Annotated in this window: 20 protein-coding genes; 4 read left to right on the top strand and 16 right to left on the bottom strand. The window is 40.5% G+C overall.

All coding sequences use genetic code 11. From position 1 onward, the window contains the following. The first annotated feature begins 42 nt into the window (after window positions 1-42). The gene (locus D0T56_RS11835; protein WP_163320371.1) at window positions 43-1,554 is read left to right on the top strand and encodes a T9SS type A sorting domain-containing protein; all 1,512 of its coding nucleotides are present in this window, start codon (window positions 43-45) and stop codon (window positions 1,552-1,554) included. Window positions 1,555-1,837: 283 nt separating this feature from the next. Here the strand turns inward: D0T56_RS11835 and D0T56_RS11830 are convergent, their stop codons facing one another. From D0T56_RS11830 to D0T56_RS11820, 3 genes are all read right to left on the bottom strand, one after another. Then, the gene (locus D0T56_RS11830; RefSeq protein ID WP_163320370.1) at window positions 1,838-2,416 is read right to left on the bottom strand and encodes a hypothetical protein; all 579 of its coding nucleotides are present in this window, start codon (window positions 2,414-2,416) and stop codon (window positions 1,838-1,840) included. Between the two features lie 4 nt (window positions 2,417-2,420). After that, window positions 2,421-3,842, bottom strand: a complete 1,422-nt coding sequence (locus D0T56_RS11825) for a PKD domain-containing protein (protein ID WP_163320369.1) — start codon at window positions 3,840-3,842, stop codon at window positions 2,421-2,423. A gap of 187 nt (window positions 3,843-4,029) precedes the next feature. Next, window positions 4,030-4,617, bottom strand: coding sequence for a hypothetical protein (locus D0T56_RS11820; RefSeq protein WP_163320368.1), 588 nt, complete (start codon window positions 4,615-4,617; stop codon window positions 4,030-4,032). 370 nt (window positions 4,618-4,987) lie between these two features. On the opposite strand from D0T56_RS11820, the gene D0T56_RS11815 reads away from it, so the two are divergent. After that, window positions 4,988-5,803 (top strand): AraC family transcriptional regulator, encoded by an 816-nt coding sequence (locus D0T56_RS11815; protein ID WP_163320367.1) that lies wholly within the window; start codon window positions 4,988-4,990, stop codon window positions 5,801-5,803. Between the two features lie 222 nt (window positions 5,804-6,025). Here the strand turns inward: D0T56_RS11815 and D0T56_RS11810 are convergent, their stop codons facing one another. From D0T56_RS11810 to D0T56_RS11790, 5 genes are all read right to left on the bottom strand, one after another. Next, on the bottom strand, window positions 6,026-6,796 hold the full coding sequence (locus D0T56_RS11810; protein ID WP_163320366.1) for a TatD family hydrolase: 771 nt from the start codon (window positions 6,794-6,796) through the stop codon (window positions 6,026-6,028). Between the two features lie 7 nt (window positions 6,797-6,803). Then, a complete protein-coding gene (locus tag D0T56_RS11805; protein ID WP_163320365.1) occupies window positions 6,804-7,778 on the bottom strand; it encodes a polyprenyl synthetase family protein in 975 nt (324 codons plus the stop codon). An 87-nt stretch (window positions 7,779-7,865) separates the two neighbouring features. Next, window positions 7,866-8,438 (bottom strand): hypothetical protein, encoded by a 573-nt coding sequence (locus tag D0T56_RS11800; protein ID WP_163320364.1) that lies wholly within the window; start codon window positions 8,436-8,438, stop codon window positions 7,866-7,868. 56 nt (window positions 8,439-8,494) lie between these two features. Next, a complete protein-coding gene (locus D0T56_RS11795; protein ID WP_163320363.1) occupies window positions 8,495-9,091 on the bottom strand; it encodes an RNA polymerase sigma factor in 597 nt (198 codons plus the stop codon). A gap of 153 nt (window positions 9,092-9,244) precedes the next feature. Beyond that, window positions 9,245-11,098, bottom strand: coding sequence for an SLC13 family permease (locus D0T56_RS11790; protein ID WP_163320399.1), 1,854 nt, complete (start codon window positions 11,096-11,098; stop codon window positions 9,245-9,247). Window positions 11,099-11,679: 581 nt separating this feature from the next. On the opposite strand from D0T56_RS11790, the gene grpE reads away from it, so the two are divergent. Both grpE and dnaJ read left to right on the top strand, forming a co-directional pair. After that, window positions 11,680-12,246 (top strand): nucleotide exchange factor GrpE, encoded by a 567-nt coding sequence (gene grpE, locus D0T56_RS11785; protein WP_163320362.1) that lies wholly within the window; start codon window positions 11,680-11,682, stop codon window positions 12,244-12,246. A gap of 17 nt (window positions 12,247-12,263) precedes the next feature. Next, window positions 12,264-13,406, top strand: coding sequence for a molecular chaperone DnaJ (gene dnaJ, locus D0T56_RS11780; protein WP_163320361.1), 1,143 nt, complete (start codon window positions 12,264-12,266; stop codon window positions 13,404-13,406). Between the two features lie 99 nt (window positions 13,407-13,505). Here the strand turns inward: dnaJ and D0T56_RS11775 are convergent, their stop codons facing one another. The 8 genes from D0T56_RS11775 to D0T56_RS11740 all read right to left on the bottom strand — a co-directional run bounded on the left by D0T56_RS11775 (window position 13,506) and on the right by D0T56_RS11740 (window position 25,668). Further along, window positions 13,506-17,396, bottom strand: a complete 3,891-nt coding sequence (locus tag D0T56_RS11775) for a T9SS type A sorting domain-containing protein (protein WP_163320360.1) — start codon at window positions 17,394-17,396, stop codon at window positions 13,506-13,508. Window positions 17,397-17,398: 2 nt separating this feature from the next. Further along, window positions 17,399-17,626, bottom strand: a complete 228-nt coding sequence (locus D0T56_RS11770; protein ID WP_163320359.1) for a hypothetical protein — start codon at window positions 17,624-17,626, stop codon at window positions 17,399-17,401. 138 nt (window positions 17,627-17,764) lie between these two features. Next, window positions 17,765-19,129: an Ig-like domain-containing protein gene (locus D0T56_RS11765; RefSeq protein ID WP_163320358.1), complete on the bottom strand. Its 1,365-nt coding sequence runs from the start codon at window positions 19,127-19,129 to the stop codon at window positions 17,765-17,767. After that, a complete protein-coding gene (locus tag D0T56_RS11760; RefSeq protein WP_163320357.1) occupies window positions 19,119-19,580 on the bottom strand; it encodes a hypothetical protein in 462 nt (153 codons plus the stop codon). The genes D0T56_RS11765 and D0T56_RS11760 overlap by 11 nt, the downstream gene beginning before the upstream one ends. A 104-nt stretch (window positions 19,581-19,684) precedes the next feature. Further along, a complete protein-coding gene (locus D0T56_RS16905; protein ID WP_221412352.1) occupies window positions 19,685-20,401 on the bottom strand; it encodes a helix-turn-helix domain-containing protein in 717 nt (238 codons plus the stop codon). Then, window positions 20,361-20,777: a hypothetical protein gene (locus tag D0T56_RS11750; protein WP_163320355.1), complete on the bottom strand. Its 417-nt coding sequence runs from the start codon at window positions 20,775-20,777 to the stop codon at window positions 20,361-20,363. The genes D0T56_RS16905 and D0T56_RS11750 overlap by 41 nt, the downstream gene beginning before the upstream one ends. Window positions 20,778-21,271: 494 nt before the next feature. Then, a complete protein-coding gene (locus D0T56_RS11745) occupies window positions 21,272-22,936 on the bottom strand; it encodes a glycoside hydrolase 43 family protein (RefSeq protein ID WP_163320354.1) in 1,665 nt (554 codons plus the stop codon). After that, on the bottom strand, window positions 22,933-25,668 hold the full coding sequence (locus D0T56_RS11740; RefSeq protein WP_163320353.1) for a hypothetical protein: 2,736 nt from the start codon (window positions 25,666-25,668) through the stop codon (window positions 22,933-22,935). The genes D0T56_RS11745 and D0T56_RS11740 overlap by 4 nt, the downstream gene beginning before the upstream one ends. Window positions 25,669-25,903: the final 235 nt, after the last annotated feature.

Genomic DNA, 25,903 nt, shown 5'->3' with positions numbered 1-25,903 from the left:
TTTATAGAAAATTTCTTATTGTTTAATTAAAAATTTTGAGTTATGAAAAAATTTTTACTTGGGGCTGCGGCCTTAACTTTAAGCGTGTTTATGGCAAATGCTCAGTATACACCAACAAAAGATGCGGATGCGCCTTATTCTTCATCCGACGGAAACGTAACCATGGAGTCTGTATGGATTAGGTCCCTTAAGACTATAGTAAGTGATGATGGAGTTACAAACAACTTTCCTGCAGATATTCTTACAAATGCAAATGCTCGCTGTTATGCCTTTAAAGACGGAAAACTTATCTTCGTGCATAGGGTAGTTGTGGGTGAAAACACCGTGCCCAGACTAGAGGTGTTTGACGCTGCTACGGGAGACTATCTGGAAACAAAGAGCCTCGACGGATTGGCTTTTACAACTCCTAGCGGATCTGTTAATAACTCTATTGCTATTGATGGTGCCGGAAATATTGTTTTGTTTAACTTGGTTACCGATATCTACTCAGGTGCATTGGATATGTGGGTAATGGCAGACTTGAATGCTACTCCGGTAAACAAAATCAGGTTTTCTTATGGTGCTCAGGAAAGTCTATTCCCCGAAACTAAAGACGGAACTGTTCGTATAGATAACTTTAATGTATACGGAGATATGAACGGAAACGGTTATGTGATGGGTGCTGTTGCTGCCAGTGGAACAAATCCGCATAAGGACTATCTGACCAGCGTTTTCAGATGGGATATTAAAGATGGAGCATTGGTGGGCACTACCGATCCCGATTCGGATTTCTCGCCTGAGCTTAACTTTGGAATTCCCGGACAACCGACAATCATCAAGTTGGAAGAACTGTTTCCTATAAGCTCTCTCAATTTGGGAGGTGCTCCTTATGTGCGTCCTATTAGCGAAAATTTGTTCTATGTAGACGGACAGGCTTCTTATCCAAGTTTGTATGATATGGAAGGCAAATTGCAAGATGGGTTCTCTAAAGCCCCTGCCGGAGTTGCGTTTTTCAGTGCTTCGGGTTGTGGTGTAGACGAAGTTGTAATAGGTGGCGTAACTTATTTCTTATCGGCTTTGTACCTTAACAGCCAGGGTAAAGATGGATATCCGGACAACTCTTTTGGTTTGTTCTCTTATGAAGGTGGATTCAGTACAGCCAAGTTCTTATTCGATTTCCCGAAACAAGGATTTGGAAGTGCGTCAACAACAGCTTATTCTACATTGCCGATAATAGATAAGAAAAGCATTTCGTATACAGCAACCGAAGCAACTGTTGATGTTTATATATTCATTTGTAACAATGGATTTGCAAAATATCAGATGAAAATTAAAGGCAACTTTAGTGGAATAGACGATGTTGCTGTCGATGCTGTAACAGCCAGATATGTTGATGGTAATATAGAAATGACGGAAGAGGTTGGCTCTGTGGAAGTTTATACATTAACAGGACAAAAAGTTAATGAAGCTCAGAACACGAAAATTGTGTCGGCTCCATTTACTAATGGCTTGTATATTGTGAAAATGACAACAAAAGCCGGAGAAACATTTTCTGAGAAAGTTTTAGTAAAATAACAATCGGGATATATATTTGTTAGATAAAGAGAGGGTGTCTCAGTGTAGTAAGTTTATTACTTCCTCGAGATACCCTCTTACTCGTAGTGAATTTAGAAAATAAAAGATAATTAACAGAAACATAATACATATTTACATTGTCATCCTGAGTAAAACGAAGGATCTGGATTGAAAATACATAGATTTTTCACTTCGTTCAAAATGACAAAACCAATATGAGTCTTATAATAAATGAGTTAACATCAAAGTCTTAAATGCACTATGGGTACCCTCTTTTTTCATTTTATTTCACCACAAATACAATATTCATATAAGCGTCTTTGTTCGCTTGCTTCAACACCGTGTATGACATAACTCCTGTGGCACTGATCGAATTGACCGTAATAAGTACCGGATCGTAATAGGTTATGTAATAATACAAGTCACTTGCCGAAAAATTGCCCATCGAAGCTGACGCACCCACACTGCGATACATGGGCGTTGAAAATTGGCTCTGGTATTCGGCAAACAAATCGAGCGTAGCAGCACCCAATTTCCCGGTCGGAATGTTGATTGAGGGCATATAGAAGAACTGACGGTTGAACAGTGTCAGGCAATCCCACACGGGAGCGGTTTCCGTTCCGATGTTTTGCGAAACACAATTCTTATCCGTATCGTAGACCAAAAGGCTGTGTGCCGGTTTCACAATGGCTAGTTTTTGAGCCGTAGTCATACGGGGTAGGAGCACGCCGCTCCGATTGCCATCCTTAGCCATGTCTAAAGCGGAACTGGCATGCGGACTCTCGTTGTTGATACCTACCTGCGCATTGACTGACACGACCGACAGGCAAAATAGCATAAAGCATATATAAACTATTTTCATATTTTTATTCGTTTTCTGAATTAGACAAACTGGTGCGAATCATACGATTGGTGCGGATAGGGCAGTCAATAACCCGTATCTGTTGTCTTATAGGAGATAAGAAAGCGCCATCCGCTCTTTGTGGGGTGACAGTAACCTCATACAGTCCCGACGTATTGTATGTATGCTTTTGAGTGTAAGTGCCATTGCCTGTATAGCTAACCGCTTTCGTAGAAGAACCATCACCAAAATTCCATATCAGTTGAGCAGGGATATTTGCACCTGTGGCCGAAATCACAATTTCTAATTCTGTTTGATAAGCAGAACAAACAGACGGTTTTTCTTCTATTTGTATATTCAAATTCCCGTTGATGAAGGTCGGTAAACCATCATTGGCATTATTGATCAGATAATTATCAAATATCCTTACATCATTTCCCCCGTCATCGGGATCTAGTATCACAATCAATTTTTTTGTCTTACTTATTATTCCATATATTTTATTATCCGGTCCGATTGTGAAATTAGAAACGGGACCTAATGTTGTTATAAGAGGAGGAACGGTTCCGCTGGTCAGATCAGCATATTTCATCTTAAAATAACCTTGTTTATATTGTGTAACGTATATATATTCACCGGAAGGAGAAAACTCTGTTCCGTATACATTGTCATTAAAGTTAACTTCTCCCACATTAGATACCACTCCTGTTGCCGGGTTGAAATCCGCATAAAAAAGACTATTACAGTTGTATGAAGAACTTATTAGTTTTGTGTTATCAGGCGAAAGCCTTGTCACACTAACATAGCGATAAGGGCATGGAGCCTCAGTGTAGAGGTACATATTGGGTGTGGTTGAGATTCCGGTACTTGTTATTGACCAGACGTAAAAAGCACCATCTCCTCTGTGAATCAACCAATAATCGCGACCGTTTGAATTAGGTGCAACCGTTATATTTTCGTAAGTGGACCCCAATAGATTGATATTTTTTGTAGTTACCTTGCCAAGACCTCCATTTTCAGTTAAATCGACTATTGAATAATTAAGACCTTCAGTATCGAGTCCTGCAGTAACAGTGATGATATAATATTTAGTTTCGTCCTCAGGAAAAGGTATCACAATACCCGATTGAGAAGATGACGGGTGCCCCTTCAATCCTGCACCGTTGTCCATTTCTATATTGTTTTTGTTATAAACACTCATACCGTCCGATGACATCAATAGATTACCATCCCTGTCAGATATGGTAAAACAACCCTCTGTCGTACTAAACGGTCCTGTAACGGGTGTTGGTAAAGACACTCCGGAAATGGTCTGCATCTGGTTGAAATTCAATCCTGATTTTTCTCCGAAATACCACCAGTTCATATATTTTTTATTCGGGTCTACTTGTGCAGGCAGCAAAGTGCAGCAGGCTAGCAGCAATAATAATATTTTTATTTTTTTCATTTTTCTTTTCTTTTTGTACTTGTCATGCAGTGCATAGCGAAGCATCTATATCCAGCGAACAAGGTACTAGTTTCTTAACTTGTCAACTCGTTTACATGTTTACTCGTCAACTATTTAAGACAGATTCTTCGTTTCACTCAGAAACAACGTTCGAGGAGCGAAGGCGACTCAATGACAAGATGCATTTTTATTTTACAACCATCACCACATTCATAAAGGAAGCGAAAGGCGCCGCCGCAATGATGTCATAATTGAGCACGCCATTGGCATTCAAGCTATTCACTTTTATCACCGTATTGTCATAATATGTGATATAATAGTACAAGTCTGTTGCCGCGGGGAAATAGGGAATACTAGCCGGAGCACTGGTGCTGGCTGCCATGGGCGTGTTGAACTGTGTTTTGTATTCGTTATACAGGTTCAGAGTTTGCCCTGTTGCCACAGCCGAAGCGTCGATGGCAATGGATGGCATATAGAAAAACTTCGATTGGTTGTCTTTCGCCGACAAGCATACCCACGAGGGGGCGGCTTCCGTTCCCACGTTTTGCGAGATACACTTTGTGGTGGTGTCGTAAACCAGCAATCCGGTTGCCGGAGAGGTTATCGCAGTTTTTTGCGCAGTTGTCATGCGGGGCAGTAACATCCCCTGGTTGTTAGTGGTGCTCTGCACATCCAAAACGGCACTTTGGTGTGGCGAATCGGTGTTTATTCCCACCTGCCCGTAAGAGAAGGAGCAGGCTAAAATAAGCGATAAGAATAATAAAGTTTTTTTCATAAGTTTTAACGTTGTTTGTCGTGTTAATTTTTTACCCTCAGTTCGTTTTTTGCCTCTTATTCAAAAAGTTTAATTTGTTGATATCTAGTAGTTTGTGTGCTCTGTCACTTAGCAAGTGACGGAATATTTAGGTGTGCCCTGTATTCGCCTGATAATAAGAGTATTATGTAGGGGTGAAAAAAGCACATATTGCGGTTTGTAAAACATTAGGTAAACAGTGAATTTTTGAGGGCAATAAAACGTAATTCTAAATGAAATAAAATTTTGATAATGAGTGTTTTATCAAATGGGTAAAAATAGATAGACCCGATTTTTTTGTTAGATATTCATTAAACACGCACAGATTCAGGAACTTAAACAACAACAAATTATGAAATTTGAAAATAACAGAACAAAACCCGGCATCCGGTTCATTGACCTGGATAGAGGTGAAAAATGGGTTTCCCAAGCAGACAATTGCAGAATCGTATTAATCATTTCGGGAAGATTGGATACCTCCTTTTCGGATATTAAGCAAGAATCTATTTCGGCAAATAAATTGTTCTTCCTACCCTCCGGGTATGGGTGCATGATGAGCGCATTGGAAAATTCTTCATTTCTGTCGATAGATATTAGTGATGAGGAGTATCTTTATGACAGCTTCAGGATGGAAAATTTGAAAAAGTCTGAACATCAGGGTGTTATTTATCTGTCTTTTAATGAAGTCATAAACGGCTATATCAACTCGCTCCTTATTTATAAGGACAAGAGTGTGGATTACGATTTCCTTGCGGATATCAAGGCTAAAGAGCTGATTTGCATACTGAAAGCCTCTTGTTCGAAAGAGCAATTAGACGATTTTTTCAGCACTTACCTGACAGACGACCTTTATTTTTCGGAGCAGGTCAGAAGGTTGTCTCAAAACATAAAGAATATAAAGGAACTATCTGATCAGATGCATTATAGCTACTCAGGATTCAATAAAAAATTCAAGAAAGTTTTTGGCACTACGGCCTATTCATGGTTTAGGCAACGAAGAGCAAATCAGATTTTCCACGAAATTTATCACACCGATAAAAGTTTGAAGCAAATTTCAACGGATAATAAGTTCAATACATTGTCTCATTTCAATGAGTTTTGTCATAAGATATTGGGGGCTTCGCCACGGCAAATCAGGAACGAAAGATATCAGAAGCAAAATACATAATTTTAAGGAATATTTAGGGTAGTGGGCGACACATATTTTGCCCTAAATTTGCATTAAGAAAAACCTCTTAAAAATAGACGTCTGTCACTTGCTAAGTGACAGACGTCTGGATATTATAGATAATGAAAGTACAAATATACGCAATTTTTTTATATGGCAAATTTTTCGGGAAATAATCTCGAAAGAATGTTTTGTAGTAAAATTGTGTGTGTCTATCTCAGATCACAATCCGTAAAGTATTTGTGCATTATGGGAGGTTTTCTCAATCACTTCTTGTTGGGTGCAATCGAAAATTTCGCTCAGTTTTTTCACAATTTCAACAGTATACGACGGCTCGTTTCTTTTCCCTCTGTACGGAACGGGTGGGAGATAGGGCGCGTCGGTTTCGATGACAATGTGAGAAAGGTTGGTGTGTGTAAGCACTTCCGGAAGTTTTGAGTTTTTATAGGTTACAACCCCGTTGATGCCAAGATAAAAATTCTTTAGATTCAGAATTTCTGTCATTTCTTCCAGCGTTCCTCCAAAACTGTGGAAAACCCCTCTCAAATTTTCCTTATCAACATTGTTGATGCACTCTATTGTTTCCCTGATGGCATCACGACTATGAATTGATATGGGCAAATTGTACTCGATACTCCATCTGAGCTGTTCTTCAAATGCCAGCTTTTGTTCTTGTTCGAGGCTCCTGTCCCAATAAAGGTCAATGCCTATTTCACCTACTGCAATGTATTTGTGTTTAGAGAAATTTTCCTTTATTTGCTTCAAATCCTCTTTCCAATCGAGGGTCACACTTCCGGGATGGAGCCCCATCATAGGGGCGCAATAATCGGGATGTTTTTCAACCAAATTATGAAGCCGGTCAACGGAATTCAAGTCAATATTGGGTAGAAGAATTTTGTCTACACCACAGTTCTTTGCCCTGGTTATGACATCGTTAATGTCGTTGTCAAAATCGGGTTCGTAGATGTGCGTATGTGTGTCGATGATGCCCATTGCAGTATTATGAATTGCGGAACATCAGGTTTTCTGCGAACTTGTATAATTCGGCTTTTTGTTCTTCGCCTACCGAAACTTTATTTAAAGAAGATACTCCCTTTTTATAATATTCCTGAATTAGTTTTTCCGATTTTTCTTTCAGATTCAGTTGATTGTAAATTTCTGTTACGGCTTTTATTTTTTCAGCTTCCGCAAAATCGGTTTTTTCTAACCAAGGAGTCAACTTCTTGTAAGATTCTTCATCTTGCAAAGCATTGATAAATAAATATGTTTTCTTATTGCAAAGAATATCGCCACCTATTTTCTTTCCGAAGGTAGCAGGGTCGCCATATACGTCTAGCAAGTCGTCTTTCAACTGAAAGGCAAGACCTATATTTATCCCGAAATCGTAGAGTGCGTCTGCATCCTGATCCGATGCTCCAGCTATCATGGCTCCTTCTTTCAGCGCACAACCTAGCAATACGGCCGTTTTCAGGCGTATCATTTCCAGATATTCGTCAACGGTAACATCCATGCGTTTCTCAAATTCCATGTCGTACTGCTGACCGCAACAAACTTCGGTTGCTGTTTTCGAGAACAAATCGAGAACAGGCGAAAGCACGTCTTTTCTTGTTTTAGCCAGTTCCTTATAGGCTTCGATGAGCATTTCGTCTCCCGATAAGATGGCGGCATTGTCGTTCCATTTAATGTGAACAGCGTCTTTTCCACGGCGCATATCTGCCCGGTCCATCAAATCGTCGTGCAACAGTGTGAAATTGTGAAATATTTCGATGGCAGCGGCTATCGGTTGAACCTCCGCCAGATTGTCTTTATACAGATTGTATGCCATTAATGCTAATGCCGGTCTGACACGCTTACCTCCAAGTGCTAAAATATAGCTGATTGGTTCGAACAGAGATTGAGGTTTTTCGTTGAACTCAATATTTTCTATCTGTTTGTTCAGGATTTCTAATATTTCGTTGAAATTGTATTGGCGCATAATCTTTTTTTATTAATCGGTTTTACATGGAGTGCAAAGTTAGGTAAAACATTCAGATGAAAAAAGAGATGCGGTTTTCGGATGCAACTAATTTGTCCACGAAATGGTTTCGATGATTTTCATAATATCCTCCCTTACGTATTCTACCACAGGGGCAATGGAGTCGGGGTTGACTTTATGATTGAAGTATAGCGATCCTCTGAAGAAGTGTTTTGTGCTGTCGGTTGCATAAAATTGGAGTGGGGTGGCGGCATTGCCCTCAATGTTGTAAATGGTAGCGGATACCTTTCGCAGAGGGTCATCGTATAGAGACGAGCTTATGTCTTCGGCCACAATGGAGTGGGAATAGACCAGACGGTAACTGTCTTCGAGTAACTTTTTCAAGTCGGTTTTGTTTTTCACCGGAGTGTACGAGCAGTGTATGCTGGCATGGTAGTTCGGATATTCAATATTGAACCAATGACCGACGGATATGTCGCTTTTTATCTCTTTTATGTCGGAAATTTCGGGAAAAAGTAGAGAAAAATCGGAAGTTTTGTAGTTTTTGTAACCATATTGCGATTTTTCTATCCGGTTATATCCGATGGGTTTTGGAGTATACTCGGAGCAACTGTAAGTTATGGATATGAAAAAGATAATTATTGAAATATATTTTTTCACCGGGCAAATATTAGTATAACTTATAACTTACTTTTTAAAACTTATAAAGATCGGCCTTAGTCTATTGTTAATATCATTTTGTTTTCTTCCGCCATTTTCCGCATGTTCAATATTGCATAGCGCATACGTCCCAATGCAGTATTGATGCTTACACCGGTGAGTTCGGATATTTCCTTGAAACTCAAATCCTGATAATAGCGCATCTCCAACACTTCGCGCTGATTGTCGGGCAAAAATTGGATCAGTTTTTTCACGTCCTGAGTTATCTGAGCGTTGATCAACCTTTCCTCGATGGTTATGTCGCAAAGTGTCATGTTGTTGAACAAGTCTACTTGCACTTCATCGTTCGATACTGTGTTTTCACTTTTTTCCTGACGGAAGTGGTCTATTATCAGATTATGGGCAATACGGGTGATCCAGGCACGAAATTTACCGTTTTCGGTATATCGTCCCTGTTTGATGGTTGTAATGGCTTTAATAAAAGTTTCCTGGAAAATATCTTCTGTCAGTTCCTTGTTTTTGATTATAAAAAGGACATAGTTATATATATACTTCTTATGCCTCTCCAGAAGACAGTCGAACGCACTATTATTTCCCACAGAATATGACTTTACCAACTCTTCGTCGGTCATCATTTCCAACATAGTATTCATTACCTTTTTTGTTTAAAAATCAAAGAGTAATGTTTGTCAATAGGCGTAAAAATTGAAGATGATACAATAAATATTTTTTAATAGTAACTACAAATAAATGACATTTTTTGCAATTAAACAAAAAAATGGTTGTGAAAATTTAGCTTTCTGCCTTTAAACAGCTTTATGAAAAGGGAAAAGCAGAGGCAATACGAAGATCATTACAATACCCATAATGATTTGCAATGGCAATCCTACTTTCACATAATCCATGAACGTATATTTTCCGGCCGACATAACCAAGGCGTTGGGCGGCGTAGAGAAAGGACTTGCAAAACACATGCTGGCGGCAACCGTTACGGCAAACAAGAACGGATAGGGCTCGCATCCCATTCCTAAAGCTGCGCTCATGGCGATGGGGGCGAAAAGTACGGCTGTTGCCGTATTGCTTATAAACATTGTCAGGATGGATGTCCCGAAATATATTCCTGCCAGAAGGGCATATTCGCCATATTGCCCCAGATTGTTAACCAATCCTTCCGAAATGAGTGCTGCCGCACCCGTTTTCTCAAAAGCTAGCGACATGGGCATCATTGCCGCAATGAGGACAACGCTTTCCCAGTTTATGTTATTGTATGCTTCCTCCATGTTGCGAAGGCAACCCGTAACAACCATAAGTACGGCGGCTATCATCACGGCGGTAACCGCCGGTACGATGTTCAATACCATTGCCAATACCATGAAAATCATTATCGTTGCGGCAATAGGGGCTTTGTTGTCAAGAGTCACTTTCTTGGCTTCTTCCAACGGCTGACCGACGAGGACAAGGTCGTTCTGCCTTGTTTTTCCGATACTGGCTATCTTATCCCACGTTCCCTGAATAAGGAGGGCGTCGCCCGATTGCAGTTTCATATTCTGAAAATCATCGGTCATATACTTGTTGTTGTGCTGTATCCCGATAATATTCACGTTATATTCTTCTCTGAAATTTGTGTCCGATATCCGTCTGTTTATGAGGCGTGAACTGGGCATGATGAATACTTCTGCCACACCAATGTTCTGAAAGTCGGAAAAAGAGCCTTCTTCTTTTGCTGCTGTATCTTTTATTGTGAGTCCGGCTTCCTGTGCAAAGCGTTCGATGTCTTCTTTTTTACCTGTGCAATAGAGCCTGTCTCCTACGTTTACCATTGTGTTCGGGCCTGCCATTTCTTCGCTGATGGTGGGGCGAGACAAACGAGAGGGTTTCACCAGACGGCTTATTTTTGAGATATTTATGTTGTAAATACTGGCTATTTTCAGTTCTTTTAACGTGAATCCGGCTATCGGCGATTTTTCTTCTATATGCAACACATAGAGTGTCTGGGAAATGTTGTATTCCTTGATCAGGTCGTCTAACGATTTGCCTTGTTTGTCTTTAGCTGAAGAGCTTTCGTCGCTCGAAAGAAACCATTTGCTAAGGAAATATAGTAAAACAATGCCTACACTTAGTGCTATCAATCCCACGGGAGTGAAGTCGAAAAAAGCCAGGGGTTCGAAATCGTATTCGATTAGTTTTTCCTGAATAACCATATTGGGCGGGGTACTGATAAGTGTCAGTATACCCATACTGCTGGCAAAGGCAAGAGGCATAAGCAGCCTGCGTGACGAAATGTTTGCCTGTGCAGCCATACTCACCACAATGGGAATCATAACGGCAACTGTTCCGGTGTTACTGACAAATGCCCCGATTGAGGCGGTAACAATCATAACCAATACAAAAAGTCTGGTTTCGCTGCTTCCGGCAAGGCTCAATATTTTACTGCTTATCATTTTCGCCAGACCTGTGCGGAAGATACCTCCCCCCACAACAAATAGTCCGACCATCATAATAACCACCGAGTTCGAAAATCCTGACAATGCTTCCGACGGGGTCAGTATGTTTGTGAGCATTAAAGCCAAAAGAGCACAGAGCGCAACAAGGTCGGAGCGTACTTTGCCCCTCATAAAGAATATAGATGCCAATAACAATATGAGTAACGTTATTTTCATCGGGGTGAAAAACTCCCCAAGTCCTAAAAACAATTGTGCCATTATTTTTTATACTTTTTGAAAATTCTTATTTCGTTAAGGTCGCAGACCTGTTTTTTTATATTGAAACCGTCTAGACTTTTTCGTTTTATTCAATTTTGTCATCCTGAGAGTATCGAAGGATCTGTTTTTTAGATGTTTCACTACGTTCAACATGACAAAAACTCAAAAATTAAGTATAATTTAAAAAGTCTAGATGACTTCATTAATTACATTACGTGTTGCAAGTAAACAGGTTGCAAATTTTGTGATGTGTAAGCCCACTCGTTTACTCGTAACTATCCGCAGGATGAAGTAACTTTTAACTAAAATATAAAGCAAATATCTTTACCCATACAAAGATACTAAGATTTTGTTGTTACTATCAAGATAAGTAAACGTTAATGAATGGTATTTTGTTGAAAGTTTTGCCAATTTAGCTTTAAAAAGTTATATCTGCTATTTATATGTTCTGATTTGGGGTGTTTGGCAAAGTATTTGTTGTGATAGGGATAAAATGAGTAATACGATTAAGAAAATATATTAGAATAAGATATAAAGACATGACAGAGGGAAAGAAACAGGAGTTTGTTTCCGACGATGAGGTTAAAGATGAAAACCTGACAAATAATCAGTCGGAAACCGAAACAGAAGAAGCTAATAGTGACAATATGTCTGAAACAGGAGAAGTTGATTTGCAGACAAAGTACGATGAGTTGAACAATTCATATCTGCGTTTGCATGCCGAGTTTGACAACTACAGAAAGAGAACGTTGAAGGAAAAGGCAGAGCTCATAAAGTCGGGAGGCGAAAGGGTTTTGTCTGATATTTTGCCTGTGCTCGACGATTTTGAAAGAGCTATCGAAACTATTGGTAAGGCTGAAAATCTGGACGCCGTGAAAGAGGGTGTCGGACTTATTCATAACAAGTTTGTGGCGTTCCTCAACAAACATGGAGTAAAAGAAATTGAAACCGTGGGGCAGCCTTTCGATGTTGACAAGCATGAAGCGTTAACAACAATTCCTGCACAAGATGACAGCCAAAAAGATACGATCGTAGATTGCGTTCAGAAAGGCTATGTTTTGGGAGACAAGGTTATACGTTATCCTAAAGTGATTGTTGCTAAATAAATAAGACTAACTGACAAATGACAAATACAGAGAAAAGAGACTATTACGAAATCCTGGAAGTGCCTAAAAACGCTACGGCTGAGGAGATAAAGAAAGCATACAAGAAAAAAGCGATACAATATCACCCCGATAAAAATCCGGACGACCCTACTGCCGAAGAAAAATTTAAGGAGGCAGCAGAGGCTTACGATGTGCTTAGCGATGAGCAAAAACGAGCCAGATATGACCAGTTCGGACATAATGCGCCCGGTGGTTTTGGCGGTGGATTCAGTGGCGGAGGATTTTCCATGGATGATATATTCTCTCAGTTCGGGGATATTTTCGGTGGTCATTTTGGCTTTGGTAACGGCGGCGGTGGCGGTCGTCGGATGAATAGAGGTTCCGACCTGCGAGTGAAAGTGAAATTGTCGCTGAAAGAAATAGCTACGGGTGTAGAGAAAAAAATAAAACTGAAAAGATATGTTGCCTGTTCTTATTGTAAGGGAACAGGAGCGGAAGATGGAACTGCTTTCACTACTTGTACCACTTGTAACGGTTCGGGTGTCACCACCCGTGTCATGAACACTATTCTTGGGCAAATGCAAACTCAGGCTACATGTCCTACTTGTGGTGGCGAAGGTAAAATTATTACAAAGAAATGTACTCATTGTTCGGGTGAAGGTATTGTAAAAGAAGATGAAGTTGTTACATTAAATATTCCTGCGGGAGTTGCAGAAGGTATGCAGCTTTCGATGAGTGGAAAAGGAAACGCTGCCCGTCATGGGGGGATCAATGGCGATTTGCTGATTCTGGTTGAAGAGGAAAAGCATCCCGAATTGCTGCGTGACGACAATGATGTTGTCTACAACTTGTTGCTGAGTGTTTCCACTGCCGCTCTGGGAGGTAGTGTGGAAGTGCCCACGATAGACGGAAAAGTGAAAGTGAATATCGAGCCGGGAACACAGCCCGGAAAGGTTTTACGTTTGAGAAACAAGGGCTTACCCAGTATAAACCGTTATGGTACGGGTGATTTGCTGATAAACGTAAGTGTGTATATTCCCGAAAAGCTCAACGACAGCGAGAAAGCCACTCTTTCGGGGTTGGAAAATTCACCGAACTTTCAGCCGAATAAGTCAATCAAGGATAAAATATTCAGCCATTTCAGACGAATGTTCGATTGATAGAACAATATAGTGTAATAAAATAGCAGGGGCTGTCCATATAGGACAGCCCCTGTTGCTTTAGTAACTTCGATAATCTTCCGAAAATTACGGTTTTGATTATTCCTTCATAAACTTCCTGGTCCATTCGCCGGCTTTCACAATATAAATGCCCGGTGTCAAGGAAGCTACATTGATAGAAAGCTGCGTTTGATAAGAAGAGAAAGTTTGAGAGAACACTGTTATTCCGTTAATATCCACAATTTCAACTTTCAGATTTTCTTTAGGCAGTTGTCCATTGTCAACAATATGCAGCATTGTTCTTACCGGATTAGGATAAATCCACAAGCCATTTTCCTTTTTATCTGTTGCTTCAGGAGTTTTTATATTTGTTGTTATCGAATTGCTCGCTATCGGGAACAACTGTATGCTCGTATAGTTCTTTTCGGCTTGTTCAACGTCTTCCGCTTCGCTTGTTGCTGCCCGCAAGTTGCCGGAAGTTCCCTTCTTCACTTTAGCAATAGCATACACGCTTCTCGTTTCGTCAACCGTAGGAATACTAAACGCTGCTGTTGCTATTTTTGCTGTGCCGTCGGTGTAGAGATCCGAAGCAGGGAGAGTTTTCAGCGTGGTTCCCGAATAAAGCTTTTCGCCAAAAATATCTTCATAAATACCAACCGTTATTTCGTATTGAGATGTAAGCGGCGTTGACGAATTGTTTACGATTCTCACTACTGCTGTATTTTCGGTAGCGGTATTTTTGAGCGAAACAAGATCAACTTTCATCATGAAGGCAGTCAGGTCGAGCGTACCGGTTGTGGTATTGTCCGAACCGTCGGCAAAGGTAGCTGTAATGCTGTAATTTACAGGATCGGTATTTTCGAGCGGAATCGTAGTTGTACCACGTAAAACCTGTACATCGCCCGGTGCTATTTCCATTACCATGGTTTGCTCTGCTCCTGTGCCAATGGTCAGAGCGAGCGAACTTACCGGCTTGAAGCCCGCATTTTTCACCTCAAACTCTACGTTCACATCTTGGTTGGCTTTTATTTCGGCCATATTGAAAGATTCCGACAAACAGGCTATTTTGTTTTCAAACATCACCTGTTCTTCCACTACTATTGCCCCGTGAGATTCGTTACTGATAGTGGCTACCGTTTTTATACTATTGCCCGATTTGTAACCATCGAAACTCATAATTAGTTGTTCGTCGGGCACAGTCAGCAGTCTTTGAGGTTCGGAAGCTATGATTTTGCCGTCCTGCTTGTCCAGTTTGACTGTATAAAGACTAGTTTGCACCTCGCTTTCGCCTACCACTTTCGTAGCATTGTAAAGAATAGCCAAATCCTTTATAGCCGTTGCCGAATGGTCGGCAAGCAGTTTGTAGGCAAACGAAACTTTATTGGTCATTCCTGCAAAACCCGAAATACTGTCAATAGCTTGTCCGTTTTTCGTTGTTGCAAGCAAGTACATATCGTTTATGTTGGTGGTATCGTTTTGTGCACTCTGTCCCATAAAACCGACATAATAATTGTCGCCTGTACTTACAATTTGCGGTTTACGCCCGATGCGCCCGGTTTCGATATGTTTGATTTCGTCTTCTTTCGAAACATAAATTAATTTGATTTTACCGATAGAATCGGTTCCAAGACGCATTGCCGCTATCAGAATCGAATCGCCGTCAATGGCAAGACTGTAATCGGCAAGATTGTCGGCAGCACCAAGATCGAGTGGCTTTGCGCTCCACGATGTTCCGTCGTAACGAGAGAGCTTCAGGTTGCCACTAACTCTTGCCCCTGCTGCATCAACTTTGGTAAAACCACTGCGCCAAACTACGGCAGCCTTTGTTCCGTCGGACGATACGGCAGTTTTGGGCGCCATATCCGTTTTGCGGTCTGACAACGATATACCGGCATCAGACAGCTGGGTAGTTTGCCAATTGCCGCCATTATTTTTAATTGCCGCATATATGTCCATATTGTTCGACTGGGTTTTGATGTAAGTTTCTTGCGAAATATTGTCGGATTTCTTTCCAATAGCTTCGTTTACCTGTTCGTATGCGGCAACCGATACGCCGTTAGCGGAAGTTGCTACGTCGAACCCGAAAGCGGGAAGCGTTGATTCGGGAAGCATATCACTTATATTACCTGAAGAATAAACAGAAACCCTATCGTCGTTTTGGTCGGCAGACTCTTTTAGATTACTCAACATTAACGAATTGCCCGAATCGAAATACTTTGGATAAGCGTTAGCCGCAATATCCTGAATAATTGTGTTAGGCATTGACAGCGAACTGCGACGATAGGATTGTGCTACCGAACGTAGTTTTGGTGCGTCTCGCAAATACGGGTTTGTATTATTGTTAGGATAGTACCACGTTTTGCTGACATCGAATATTTTCCATTCGTCTTCCCACGACCAGAACAAGAAGTAAGCATGTGCCCAAGCATACATGTTGGCATAAACATTAAACTTTCCGCCTGCCGTGAAACTTTGGCTATCGCTCGATGGCAAATAAGGTTTCAGCACCAGTTTATTCATGTTTTTAAATCCTGCACGACCGGTTACCCCCACTTCTACGCCTGCAATTCCGATGTCCAAGCCTGCGCTGACATCAGCCCTGACGTCGAGGCTTAGTTGCGTTTCGAGCCAAAGGTCGAATTTTGCTTTGTTTACACGTCGTTTCCAGTCCTCGTCCGAGGGTTTATTCATACCCATGGTGGCCGAAACAACTCCGTCTACACCAATGCCTACATTAAGCAGTGCGAGCGGAACTTTTACGTATGCACTTGCCGAAAGTTCGACAGACACAGCACCCTCATTGATACCGTATTCGTACGAATGTGTCAACGGGTCGTACTCTCCGTATCCTTCCATGTAGCCACGCAACCCAGCAAAGGCATTTGCCGAACTATGCCGTGGAGTTCTGTTTTTCGGACGCATTCTAATTGTACCTTTCAGCTCGTCGAACGCCGCATCAAATTCGTCGGCACGTCCCAGCAATTCCATTCCCATATTAGCCTGACCTACAAGCGGTACATCGTTAATAAAGTTATGCGAAACAATACCGCGCAGATAGTAGCGGTTGCCCTCGGTGCGGGTTTGAAACTCGAACGGAATGGGGTCGGGCAAAGAGAAATTAAGCTCATTGGCACGTTCGAAGGCTTTGTCTTGATTACCTCCGGTTTTTGCCACATCGGTCATACTCTTAACATCGAACTTAGCCGGACTGAGTTGGATAAGGTCTTTCAACTCTTGTGTGATGTTATCTTCATACACTTTTGGGTCGATTTCGTCGTTGAACAATCCGGGTAGCTCGGCAATCACATTACCATCTACTTCGATATCGGGGAAAACTGCATTCTCGGCAATCGGATCACCGTTTTCGTCGTTACCATAATCAATCACATCGTTGAGCCGATAAGATAGATTGGCATAAGTGGTTTCAAAAACTCCATATTCCGAAGGCTCTATCAACTTGTAATTTATAGGTGCTACCTCCCCTTTGGGTGTAACCAACTTGAAATCTTCAGGCACTTGATCATTTTCGAGTGCTACTGTTACATTCAACACTGCATTTCGGGTATCAGCCATGCGGTCGTATGTAGTGATAGAATTGCGGCCTTTCTCGGTCAATAATTTGTTGTCGTAGGTGAGCATGTTATATACATTCCCTACTTTGAAACATCCGGCATAAGCCCTTTTTGGCTCAGACCAATATCCAGCATGCAGACCCCAGGTTCTATCGCCAAATGTGTGAAGAATAGCATTCTCTCCAAACACTTCGGCCGATTGTGTCCAAAGCTTGATGGTAGGCTGTAGTAACTTTTCTGTTTTTTTTCTTAACGTGATAGTTATTCCGCCCGTTTCGTCAAGTTCTCCTAATGAGGGGTTTGAACTGAATTTTATTAACCTGGGTTGATATCCCTCGGCAACAACATCCAAAATATGGTAAGCGTTCTGTTTCGTATTGTGGGCATTGTGCCAATACCAAACTTCATAGTTATGCAAATCTAAAGGTAATAAATAGTAGCCATTTGAAGATGTTGTAATTGAGCCGTCAGATTCTTACTTTCTTCGTAAGGTTTGCTTGTTTTAAATAAAACATCTCCAAACAACGAGTGCTTACCAATAAATCCATCCAAGTTTTCTACCGATATTTCAGAATACCCTTGCCATTTGTGACCCCATTTTTCGCTGGAAAAGCTAATTGAAACAGTTGCATTGTAGTAATGCCCCATATCTGTTAGTTCTAACCAACCAGAGGCTTCGGAAGGTTCTTGCCATCTTAGATCGTTAGAGATAAGGAATTCTTTATAGCTATCGGAAGTAGCACAAACAAATTTATGCGACTCTTGACCGGCAACCTCCCAATCATCTTAGTCATACCATTGTTTGCCTATAAACACTTCAAATCCATGATAATTAGGGTTATCTTTATTCAAGTACTTAACTTCATATTTGAGAGTTAAATCTTCCCCGACCATCACTTCTACAGGAACATCCCGGATGAGCCTCACTTCTGGTTTTTCGGGCAACAAAAGATGAATGTTAAACGTATCGCGCAACACACAAGTCATTACTCTATCTCCAACAGTTTGTTTCAGCGGAAAAGACATCTCTACACGGTAAGGTTTAGCCCAGATGGTGTCTGCCCTCCACGCTTCGAACGCTGTTGGTTTTTTTGGGAATGTATGATCGTTGAAAGGAATGTTATAAACCAAGCCTCTGGCATTCTCAAGCATAGAAGGTGTAACCTCGAAAGCATCAACAATTGGCTGATATTGTTCGGAATCGGAGTGGATAACCTTTACCGATACTTCTCCATCAACTTTCCAATCGCTGTTTTTTAAATTATGCGAAACCCATATATTGTTCCTGTTGGGTTCGTTTATCATTTTATAATATCCGGAATCATTTGCAATACTCCACTCGGGATAATCGCCAACTACATAAATATCGAACGACTGTATTAAAACATCATTATTGGCCTCAATATCCATCAACTCGCGATATTCAACCTCGTGGCTCGTAAAAGTTATAGTGGTTTTGCCATAACTCTTTGGCTTGAGTATGCCGTTTACCGAAACTTCGGCCACTGCAGGGTCGCTGCTTGTCCACGTTCCGGTTTTAAACGTCGATTCTATTGGATTTGTTTTTGCAAGAATAGCAACATTCGGCAGATTAATATTTACATAATTATCTTTAGGTAGCGTAAACTCAAACGATTCTATTGGTTTAAATTTCGCTTGTTTCGATGTAACTATAAATGACGTATTTGCATTATATATATAATAATCTGTTGTTGGTATAACGTCATCCGGCCCTGTTGGCTCGCCTTTTACGCGGTGCACTACTTCGGCTGTTACAGTTATTGCACTATTGGTTTGATTTTTGGCTTCGGCAATGGCAATAATGTTGTTATTTATACCGTCGAAAGTGAGGTAGGCGTGATTAGTAAACGTTTTTCCGCCATCGAGCGTAACATAAATATCGTTGAGCCAAGTGTTATTCGGGAAGAGTTTTTGCAGCAGTTTACTGTTCAATACCGGAATGGTAAGCTCAATAGTTGCACCTTTATCGTAACTTGTGGCATTGGCCGTAATTGCGCCAAAACGCGGCGGAACATTTATCAATTGCCAATCGTCTATAATTACCGGCATTGCGTCGCCCATATTCATGTTTTCATCCGAGACATAAATCTGAGGAATTAAAGTTTGATTTGCCGCTACTTTAAGGTTCATTAAAGAATCGGCTTGACGAACTAAACATGGTCCCGGAGACTCTTTGTCTTCCCACGGCGAGGGTTTTTGTTATTTCGCCTGCAGCAAATTCGAGAACGCCCTCGTCCAAAAATTCTTCGTTTTCTTTATCTTTCCAAAATAAGGGTCGTGAAAGATTATTGTCGTAGATGTTGCATTGCAGCGTATATTCAATACGAACGGGATAGTTTGCCCCGGCACCTTGCGGTCGCATGAGCGTGAGCGTGTAAGACGTGCCGTTGACATAAAAGCCTTTGTCAATTTCGTACACATCGGGGTTGTCGGGACTGACAACTCCTCCCTCAACCGTAATTACATCATTCGGGATGATGAGGGGCGGAACTGCCCATAATAAGGATGGGGTAAAACTCATTAAAATCAAAGTTATGACAAGTTTTTTAAGATTGCCAAGAGTTGTTTTTAATAGTAACATAGAATTTACAGATTATAATTTTTATTAATATCTGTAAAATTACGAAAACTCAACTGTTTGCGAGGTGACAAAACGACAATCGAGGTGACAAAACAACAAAAAATTTAAGAATTGAGATTTTTTTCTTTCCCGACTGTTGGCGAGCCACCTGTTTGTTGGTAAAACTGGCGAATCAGATTTCTCGCATTAGAATATCCCGATTGTTCGGCAATTTCGTTCAATGTCATTTCAGGGTTTTCCCTTATCAGTTTTTTTGCTTCGGCAAGACGCAGGCTATTTATCCATTGGCGAAAAGTCATATTTTTGTTGGCGTTGATATATTCCGAAAGGTAGTGGCGGTTGGTGCCAATGTAATGCGCCACATTGTTAATAGTAATACCTTGCTCCATAAGCTGTTTTTCGTCAATCCAACGTCGCAGAAGACCGGTGTTTATTTTTGCCGGACTTTCTGTGTTTTCGTCATTTTGGGGTGTTTCTATTATTTCAAACTGCCATTGATAATTAAGTATCTGTATTCCGAAAAAAGTATAGAAACACAGAGATGTGAGCGCAAAAGCTGTTCCGAGTACAAAGTTAAAATACTGAGCCGTAACAAGTGCAAATACTCCCACAACGAGCGCAGCATAAAACACTATGGCAATCCACCGTAGGCGAGCAGCAAGGTCTTCGGAGTAGAAATTGTCCATCGTTACACGAAAACGCCGATAACTATCAGTAAAGCAGTAAGTAAAATAAACAAGCGTAGCACAATACATCATGGTGAAAACATAAACCGAAACTTCAACTGCCGATTTTGGTAAAATAACATAGCAAGCCACCACAGCTATTATGTATAAGGCAACTGTGAATAATTTGTACTTTGAGTTGTTCTCGATTAACGCTTTTCGTATCGAGCAACAGCAGACACGATAGCGTAAAAATTAATGCTTGCGATACTGCAACCACAAGCGTAATAACCTGTGAAAGCAAAATTTTCGGGGTTTCAGCGGCGGCAGTTTGTCCGCCAATATGACTCAATAATTCGAGCAGTTTACCAACTGCCACACAAAAATACGCAGCTGCCATCAGCCGTTTGGCTATATGGAAATTGCGCATCGTTGTTTCGTTTTGGCTGTGTTGCGCTATAAATAGCAAACCCAGAATAGCTGTGGCAACAATAAGGGCAATAAGGGCAATGTAATATGATTGGACAATCATAACAGCACTTCTTTTTTTAATATTTTAGAAAAACGAATATTCAACCTGTATACCAATGAATTGCAAGAATTATCAAATAAAGAATTGGGTAATTGAAAAATAATATTTAACGCGATTCTGTACATCTATCTGTAATGTGAAACTTTTAGGATGTACAATGTTACTACTTTTTTTCTGAATTAACGAGGCTGATGACGTGATTTTGCTTTACTATTTATAATTCGCAAATTCAGTTACAGAACTGAGCTTTTATAAACATTATCTATAACCCGTAGTGTATTTAATACTTTGATGTTAACTCATTTATTATAAAATTCATACCGGCTTTGTCATTCTGAGAGCAACGAAGAATCTGGATTCTCAAAAAAACAGATCCTTCACTTTGTACAGAAACAACGTTCGAGGAGCGAAGATGACTCAATGGTAATGTGGATATGTTTTGTGTTTCAGTTAGTTATCTTTTATTTTCTAAATGCACTACGGGTTATTATATTCTATTTTTCTATTCTGAACCAGTCTATATCGACCCACGAACGGGATGTGTTTTCTTTTTCGTTCATGATGAACATTCCTGTTTTTGCACCTATCCATTTGCCTTGTTTGGCTTGAAACGATTCGCCTACATTCTGAAATTTTTTGCCATCAACACTATAACTAAATCTGCATAACCCTCCGTCCTTAACAGACACACGCACGTAGAGATGTACATTATCAATAGGAGTTTGGTAATTCATTCGTTTATCAATCTTCAGTCCGTTCAATATAATTTCCGATACTTTATTCTCTTGCGTCTTTTGCTCGGCATCAGTGCAGGTAATTTGTTCCAGTAGATATTTATCTCCTCTTTTCAGTAATGCTATATAGGAATAGTCCCATCCCATCATTATTAGCCCTGCCTTATCGCCATCATTCTTCAAAACTGCTGATATTTTGGCCGTAGCAGAAAATTGTGGTGCAGGTAATTTTTGCATCAGCAGATTAGGTATATCCCAGAAGTTGGAGTAATTATCGGGGTAATATTGTCCGTACATTCTGTAATAGCCATCAGTTGAAGCAAAACCCCATGCTTGTCCGGGGTTGGAGTGCCAAGACCATTGCAGTCCGAGTTTCGCTGAATCAAATTCATCACTTTCCACAGGAGTTTCTATCGGATATGTCTTCCCAACATTTGGCTTTTTATATGTTATTACAGGTTCTCCACAATAATTTTTATCATTGATTCCCATTACAGGCCAGCCATCTTTCCAGTTGACCGGTTGCAGATGCAAAATGCGTCCGTAAAGACCTTTATCCTGAAAATGTATGAACCACGACTCACCTGTTTGTGTCTCTACCAAACCGCCCTGATGAGGTCCGTTAATATTGGTTTTGCCCTGAGCCAGAATTGTCTTTACTTCATAAGGACCGTAAATGTTCTTCGAGCGTAAAGCAATTTGCCATCCCATAGCCACACCTCCCGCAGGAGCAAGCAGATAGTAATAGCCGTCTTTCTTGTAGAACTTACCTCCTTCTACTGTATGGTTACCATCATTACCATCAAATATCAATGACTCTTCGCTGATGACTTTTGTGCCATCTTCATTCATCTCGCAAACAGTCATTATGCTGTTCAGCCTTGCTCGGCTTCCTGCCCAAGCATGAGCCAGGTATGCTTTACCATCATCATCGAACAAAGGACTTGGGTCTATCCTGCCTTTTCCGGGTAATACCAAGACTGGTTTATCCCACTTGCCAAGTATATCTTTTGTTTTTACTACATAGATACCAAAATCCGGATCACCCCAGTAGATCATATATTCTCCTTTATGATAGCGGATGCAGGGAGCCCAAACTCCTTTTCCATGCTGTGCCTTGTCGAAGAAATTGGCAGGTTCTACACTTTCCGGATACAAGTCTTTCAGCGCATAGTTGACTAACTGCCAATTCACCAAATCTTTCGAGTGAAGGATAGGCAAACCCGGTACGCAGTTGAAGCTGGATGCGGTCATATAGTAATCGTCACCAACACGTATTACGTCGGGATCGGAATAATCGGCGTAAAGAATCGGATTCTTATATGTACCGTTTCCTTGATCCGACACCCAAACTTGTGATTTGTAAATTTGGGCATTGACTGTCGTAGATAGAATAAGACTTAGTATAAAAAATATTTTTCTCATAACTTAATTTTATGGTAAGCTGTTTTCTCAAATTTTACTTTCTTATTTTTTTCTGTGATAATCGTAACAGGTGTATCACATGCCAACCAATAATCACCGTTTTTGTATTCTAATGTGGCGTTAGTCTCTTCGTCAGCCTCAATCGTAAACCCTTTCGCTTTTATGAGTTTTCCATTCCCCATGAAGATCGTAAAATCATTTCCGTTTTCTCTTATCACTGCATAAGTGGCATTTACCGACATATCGTTATAAAGGGCAACTTCGTCTTTCACCGATGAAAATATATAGTCTATCCAACCCGATTTGTTTTTTACAATCAAACCCACAAAATCGGGTGAAACATTTTTAGCGTTGAAAGAATTGATTGATTGTATTGACCTGCCTTCATTTTCGGTTGTCGGTTCAAATATGGAGACAAACGGATGCTTCCATGCTTCGCCATGCTGACGGGCGGCGATAGTCAGATAAGGATCTTTATCCACCTGATAGGGTAATCCGTGATCGCCCCGAAAAGATTTGCACGATGGGGCTTTAATTGAGAATACTTCCCGACCCTCATAGCCTTTCATCCATAAATTCATATAGATATGGTTGTTGTCCGGCATTGTCATTTTCCAAACGGCTTGATAATCTTCATTCGTTTTTGCTGATTCTTTATCCCACATATAATCCAAGGCAAAGAGATGTCCTCCTGCAAAAGCCATTTCCTGACTTGGCTGTAAGTTTAAATGTTGCCCTGTTGTGTTTTGAATAAACAATTCCTGACCTAAGTTATGATAAAAATAATCGTGAAATTTATCTCCTTTTCGTTGTTTCTTCGAACGGAAAATATCTACATAATAGCCCGATGTTTCTCCTGTGCTGACAATACTTAGCAGACGGTTTTGATCACTTCTGCTTTCAGGCTCAAGAAAATAAACCTCCGAATAAGTTATGTTGGGATAATATCCGTTTTTTTGTCCCGATGCCGGATAGCAGGAAAGCAAGTCGAAAGGATGATTGCTCAGCATCTCAGGATATTTGGATATGCCGTCTACCATCACCGTATTGTGTGCAGGAAACTGGGAATAATATTCCAGATAAGGTTTTTCAAAATAAGAAGACCCGATTCCCGACTCGGCACCTAATACATAGCCCTTTCCATACAATTCCATAGCTATACCGTTACTGTGGGCATGGTTGCCGAACGAAGCATATTGAGATATCATCAGTCCATTTTGTCTGTCATTATATTTATTCCGCTGAACAAACCAACTCACGTTAGGAGCATAAAATGTTTGTGTAACATAGTCGCTTAGTTTTCCTTTTCCGATTTTTTTATCTAAAACAAGTGGTTTGGTTGTGAAAAAAGTGGATACTTGTGCAGGAAGGTTACTCCCTTTATTTTCTGTTTGTTCTGCTCTTGGTTCAAATAGTTTATACATCTCAGTAAATAACTTTTCATCAGCCTTGTCCTCATATTTCTGAGCCATTCGTATCATATCGCTGAAAGCTTCGGTGTTGATATTACTGTAATGAGAATCTCCAAATGCGGTGATTTTATTGTTGGGAAACAAGTATTGAGGCAATACCTCCACAGCTTTTCTTATAACCGGAGTATATGACAGTAGATTCTGATTGAACGTATTATCATAATCACGGATAAAGTTAGTTAAATCCCGTGTTACGCCTTGTGCATATCCCGGACATTCGTTCCAAATACCCGTTTCCATATTATAGCCGAATTTCATGAAATCGGTCAGCGACCATTGGCGGGCAGAACTTTTATTCAGAATGTAATCAATATAATATTCACGTCCTTTTCCATCTGCATATTTACTGTTATCTTCCAGCACCATAGCCACTTTCAGTATGAATTTAGCTTGGTGCAGATTCCAGTTGTTTTGAGGAACCCCGTTTTTGATGGTTAGGTCTATCCACTTTTTGAATGTAGTGGAATATATATCCATTCTGTCTTTATGATTCTTCTCTATGTAAGCATACAAGAAATCGTAGGTGTAAGACAATTCGTTAAGAATCCGCTCCTGTATGACCTCAAACGTGGAAAGTCCGGCTAATGTTTGCGCATGACCGTTGCCCAGATCCAGAGGCTCGTTGCGGTAATACATGCCGATCATGTAAGTATCGAACAAGTTGAATGCAAACTTCGCATATTTATTATCATCGGTCAGCCAGTAGAGAAAAGCGGCATCTTTAGCCAACTTCATAATTTCTTCGTTGATGCTTTCTATGCTTCCTCCCGATACATTCGATTGGTCTACCCATTCCAAAGGATTTCCTTCTTTGGCAGTATTATGAAAATAAACTCCTTTAGTATCATCCATATAAGGAATCACATCTTCAATTTTTGGTCTTTTTATTGGCGAGCCGATTCCTCTTGTACTTCCAAATCTGACCGTAGGAACAGGTGCTTCACCGTCGGCATGAGAGTAAACACCTCCACGTATATATACATTCGTCGCCTTGCTTTTCCAGTACATCATCAGGCGGGAGGTCAGCCAATCCTCTTGCGTCCGGGTCTTTTCTACGTAAGGGTCGATTCTATTTAAAATACCTTGCATCACCTCTTTTGCCCAAACTTCTTCTTTTAGTTGCTTTTGCAATACAGGCTTGTAAGCGGGTGTTGTCATCAAACGAGGATGTGTCTGTGGTAAATCAGACGGTAGGGGAATATCTTGCCCGTATGAAAAAAAACAATTTAATAGTAATAATAATATGCACGTATGTTTCATCTATACAGTGTTTGAGAATTTAAGGTCTAAATTTTGTTAGAATACTTGATGTTTACGATGAAACCGTCTAGACTTTTTCGTTTTATTCAATTTTGTCATCCTGAGAGTATCGAAGGATCTGTTTTTTAGATGTTTCACTACGTTCAACATGACAAAAACTCAAAAATTAAGTATAATTTAAGAGTTTGTTTAAATTTTATTCAACAATAATTTTATAGAAGCAATTTTGACCATC

It is taken from the genome of Dysgonomonas sp. 520, from assembly GCF_010501095.1.
Taxonomy (GTDB): domain Bacteria; phylum Bacteroidota; class Bacteroidia; order Bacteroidales; family Dysgonomonadaceae; genus QVMP01.
The sequence above is the reverse complement of the archived record's forward strand: the minus strand, read 5'-3'. Positions and strand labels throughout refer to the sequence as shown.